Raw genomic sequence first — 4,479 nt, 5'->3', positions numbered from 1 at the left:
TTTTAACAGATTTTTAACAGTTTTTTTAACAAATGACCTAAAAAATGCCAAAAACTTACCAACAAAGGTTACTTACCAACAAATTATGCCTTTATTAGCGTGTTTTATATTCAAATGGCTTGTTATGAAGATAAAAGCACCAAATACTATCTAAAATGAGTAAAAAATGATTTTTTTTTCCTGTTTTGAAGCAAAAAAGATTGATTTACAATAAATTTAATCCATAATTATAACCCTGATTTGAAATACATAATTACGCTTGTTTTTTGTTTTTTTGCACTTCAGCTTCTCGCCCAGAAGAAAAATAGCAGGTTCGTTTACCACATCCGGGAAGCGACCTCAGCCATGAAAATTGACGGGATAGCCGACGAAGACACCTGGCAACATGCTGACATCGCCCAGAACTTTTATATGGTTTTGCCGATGGATACGGCAATGGCAAATGTTTGTACCGAGGTAAAAATGGCTTATGACCAGAAGAACCTTTATGTGTTAGCGATTTGTTATAAGGGCCCGCCCGGGCCTAACATGGTGGAATCATTAAAAAGGGATTTTAGCTTTCAGAAAAATGACAATTTCATTTTTTTTATGGACACATTTAACGACCAGACCAACGGCTATTCTTTCGGCGCCAATGCAGCGGGGGCGGAGTGGGATGGTACCATGTATAATGGCGGGAATGTTGACCTAAACTGGACTAATAAATGGGTTTCAACCGTAAAAGATTATCCTGATAAATATGTTTTTGAGGCATCCATTCCGTTTAAGTCCATCAGGTATAAAAAAGGGATCACCGAATGGGGGATCAACTTCAGCCGGAATGATTTAAAAGCGACTGAAAAATCAGCCTGGGCCCCGGTGCCACGCCAGTTCCCTACGGCTTCTTTGGCATATACCGGAACTTTGTTATGGGATAAACCACCGCCCGATCCGGGTTCTAATGTTTCGATCATCCCCTATGCGTTAACATCGTTTAGCAAAGACTATGCAGACAATAAAAACCTGGCGGCAAAAATAACTGGGGGTGTTGACGCAAAAATCGCTGTTTCTTCGGCGCTTAACCTTGATCTTACATTAAACCCAGATTTTTCGCAGGTTGACGCAGATAAACAGGTAGTGAATTTAAGCCGCTTTGAACTTTTTTACCCCGAAACACGGCAATTCTTTTTAGAAAATGGCGACCAGTTCAATAATTTCGGCTATGCCAGCATCAGGCCTTTTTTCTCGCGCAGGATAGGATTGCAATCCAACATAATTGGCGGGTTCAGGCTCAATGGAAAGCTGGATAAAGACTGGCGTATTGGCGTAATGGACATGCAAACCAATAGTAACGATACTATGCCAGCCCAAAACTTTACAGTAATTGCCTTGCAGCGGAAAATACTGGCACGATCAAACATCGGTTTTATTTTTGTAAACAAGGAAGCTTTTAATTACCCGGTTGTGTCTTCCCGTCAGCCCAATAATTCGCGTTTTAATACCAATGCAGGCGTTGAATTTAACCTGGCGTCGGCGGCTAATTTGTGGACCGGGAAAGAGTTGATCCTGAAATCATTTACTCCCGGTAAAACGGGCCACGATTTTACCAACGCAGGCAACGTGCAATATGCAGATAAGTACTGGCTAATTGGGATGCAATATGAAGACGTTGGCGCTAATTACAATGCAGAAACGGGTTATGTTCCCCGGCACGGTTATATAAAGCTAAACCCGTATATTGGTTATTTGTTTTTGCCCAAAGGCGGATCCGTATTAAGCCACGGGCCGACCATAAACCTGACTGATTATTACGACGGTGCTTTTAACCCGACAGATAACCGCGGCTATCTGTCGTACCAGGTTACCTTTAGAGACAGAAGTATTTTAACTGGCCTGGTTGAACATGATTACGTTAAACTGCTGGCGCCATTCGACCCGACAAACTATGTGCACAAATTCCTGGCAGTTGGCAATGTCAGTAACTGGAACAATGCGGAATTATCTTACTTCTCTAAGCCGCAGCAGTTATTTACTTACGATTTTACCTTTGATGACGGCGGGTATTATGACGGGGGGCAAAAAATAAGCCTTACTACAGATTTTGGCTACCGGTTTCAACCAATTGTTAATATTTTGTGGAGTACCACTGTCAGCTCGGTAAAATTACCACGGCCATGGGGGACAAATACTTTTTGGCTTATCGGCCCAAAGGTGGATGTAACCCTGACTAATAAATTTTTCATGACAGGGTATTTCCAGTATAACGAACAGGGGAAAAACTTTAACATCAATACACGGATCCAATACCGTTACAGGCCCGCATCAGATTTCTTTATTGTTTATACTGATAATTACCTACCGGGGCCTTTTAATGTTAAAACCCGGATGCTGGTGTTTAAGTTTACGTATTGGCTGAATAATTAGGGGGAAGTCGGGAAGTCCGAAACCTGCCTGCAGGCAGGGTCAGTAAAGTCCGAAAGCCGAAGGATTTTTCCAACGTCAGTAACTTTTCCAACCCTTCAAACCTACTTTCCTAACCACAGAAGTGCATCCACCACCAATTTTTCTTCGATAGGGCTGCTGAAGGTGTAAGATAAAGTTTTGTCGGTATTGTCATACTTATGTTCATAGTCCATATCGTTATGGCCCATGTTAAAGTAAATCATTTTGTACTTTTTGTTGGTCCATACTACGGGGTAATAGCCACTATGCCGTATTTCATTTAGCTTTGGACCAGTGCCGAGCGGGAAGCTGGCAGAATCAATAGAACACAGGATCTGAATGTCGGGGTTTTTACGCAGGTCGTGTTCCCAGCGGTACCATTCGTTCGGCGAGGTTTTAAAGGTATTTGGCATGTATTTGGTCGCCGGGAAGTTCCTGTCTACATCGAGGATCGCTGATGACGGCCTCCAGATATTGCTCACATATTGACCCGATCCTAAAAAACTTTCATGATACCAATTCCAGTCCTGGTTAAAATCCGATGGTGTAAGTGCAAATGCTGAAAAATGAAAACCCATCCAGCCACCGCCATTTTCCATATATTTTTGAAAAGCCTCCCGCTGTGAGGGCTTGTCGGGCCGGGTATCCAAAAAAACAACTACCTGGTAATGCGACAAGAACTCAGGGTTCATATTGTTCCAATTTTTGGTGGAGTCATATTGAAAATGGTATTTAGCGGCCATAAGGGGAAACCAGGCATTGGCTTCGTGTACAAAACTGATATGGGCTTTGTCTTCCCGGGCGGTGTAAAAGGCTATTACTTTAAATTTTGGCGTGCCAATTTGGGCATTGGCGCGTAAATGCCACTGGCAAAACAGGCAAAAAACAAATAATGTAACTGCGCTTATTTTTAGCTGTTGAGACGAGGCCATGGTCTAAGAATATTGAAATGAGTATAGGTAAAAGTAAATAAATGTTTTAAAGAATGAGTTGAATTTAGTACGTTTTAAAAAAGAAAACCCTTACCGGAGGGGCAAAAATCGAGGTAGTTTAAAGCTTTAATGACTTTTATTAGAAATTAAAGCATTGACCCTAAGGTAGTTTGGCTATATTGTTTTACCTGTTTTAAAAAAAAGTAAATTAATTTTTGGCGGATAATTCTAACTTTCTATATTTGCAATCCCAAAACGAAGGGAGTTTAGCTCAGCTGGTTCAGAGCATCTGCCTTACAAGCAGAGGGTCACTGGTTCGAACCCAGTAACTCCCACAAAATAAAGCCTCTTAGTGAATAGCTAAGGGGTTTTTTGTTTTGTTATGCAATTACCCAATATGGTGTAATACCACCATAGACATCGTTTTCCTTTCTTATGGTTTGAGTAATATTTGATTAAGTATTTCAGGCTTGTGGCAACCACCATAACAATGGTACTGGAAAATACGGAGTCGCTGACTACCGAATTGCGGAAATTGAGATCACACGTTCCGGAACACCTTGACCATCTTGAACGATTAATAATTAAATGACATTTTTTATTACTCAACACCAACGGTGATCATTTAGGCATGGTATCGTATGGTCATGGCATCCGAAACGCCCACTCCAAAGCCTGACGCCTAATTTTCTAATTCCTCAGCCGGGCCATCATCCAAGTACCTGGCCATTGATATCTTGCCGTTTCATTTTACTGAATAATGTCAGATAAATATACTGCGGGTAAGCCTGAGCTGAAGTCCATATAAGTCAACCACGTTAAAATGACGGGGCAAACTGTAGGGTTTTTATTTATTTTCACGTCGTTTTCAGCCCATTGTGTGATAATTTTGTTTTTGTATAGTAGTAATGAAAAAAATCGACATCAATATGACCTGTGTCAGCTAAATCGTTATAGTTATAGATGGCCGTCCGATCACCGCGATAGGATTCCCAGGCCATTGGATAAACACTGCCAAAAGACCTATAGTTGCAGCCGTCGGAACTGAAAAAGAACCGGGCTTTACCGTCCAGGCCCCATGTCGATTTTAACCAGATTTCGTTTCCCGGAAATATTTGTCCTTCCT

General features: G+C 41.4%; 3 protein-coding genes and 1 tRNA gene. 2 read left to right on the top strand and 2 right to left on the bottom strand.

The window, feature by feature from the left end:
- Nucleotides 1-240 precede the first annotated feature (240 nt).
- Nucleotides 241-2,403 carry a DUF5916 domain-containing protein gene (locus QZY09_RS24600; RefSeq protein ID WP_295677368.1) on the top strand — a complete coding sequence of 721 codons (2,163 nt, stop codon included), beginning with the start codon at nucleotides 241-243 and terminating at the stop codon, nucleotides 2,401-2,403.
- A 101-nt stretch (nucleotides 2,404-2,504) separates the two neighbouring features.
- On the opposite strand, the gene QZY09_RS24595 is transcribed toward QZY09_RS24600, so the two are convergent.
- Nucleotides 2,505-3,353 (bottom strand): ThuA domain-containing protein, encoded by an 849-nt coding sequence (locus tag QZY09_RS24595; protein ID WP_295677366.1) that lies wholly within the window; start codon nucleotides 3,351-3,353, stop codon nucleotides 2,505-2,507.
- Nucleotides 3,354-3,613: 260 nt separating this feature from the next.
- Between QZY09_RS24595 and QZY09_RS24590 the strand changes: the two genes are divergently transcribed.
- Nucleotides 3,614-3,688 (top strand) — tRNA-Val (locus QZY09_RS24590).
- 522 nt (nucleotides 3,689-4,210) lie between these two features.
- Here QZY09_RS24590 and QZY09_RS24585 read toward each other — a convergent pair.
- The coding region (locus tag QZY09_RS24585; RefSeq protein ID WP_295677362.1) for a hypothetical protein at nucleotides 4,211-4,479 on the bottom strand (269 nt) is incomplete at its 5' end.

This window comes from uncultured Mucilaginibacter sp., assembly GCF_903913935.1.
Classification (GTDB): domain Bacteria; phylum Bacteroidota; class Bacteroidia; order Sphingobacteriales; family Sphingobacteriaceae; genus Mucilaginibacter.
Note: the sequence above shows the minus strand (reverse complement) of the source record. Positions and strands in the feature narration are given on the sequence as shown.

Bases quoted from the DNA above. Each gene is read 5' to 3' on its own strand.
- QZY09_RS24595 (WP_295677366.1), bottom strand. From the start codon at position 3,353: ATGGCCTCGTCTCAACAGCTAAAAATAAGCGCAGTTACATTATTTGTT.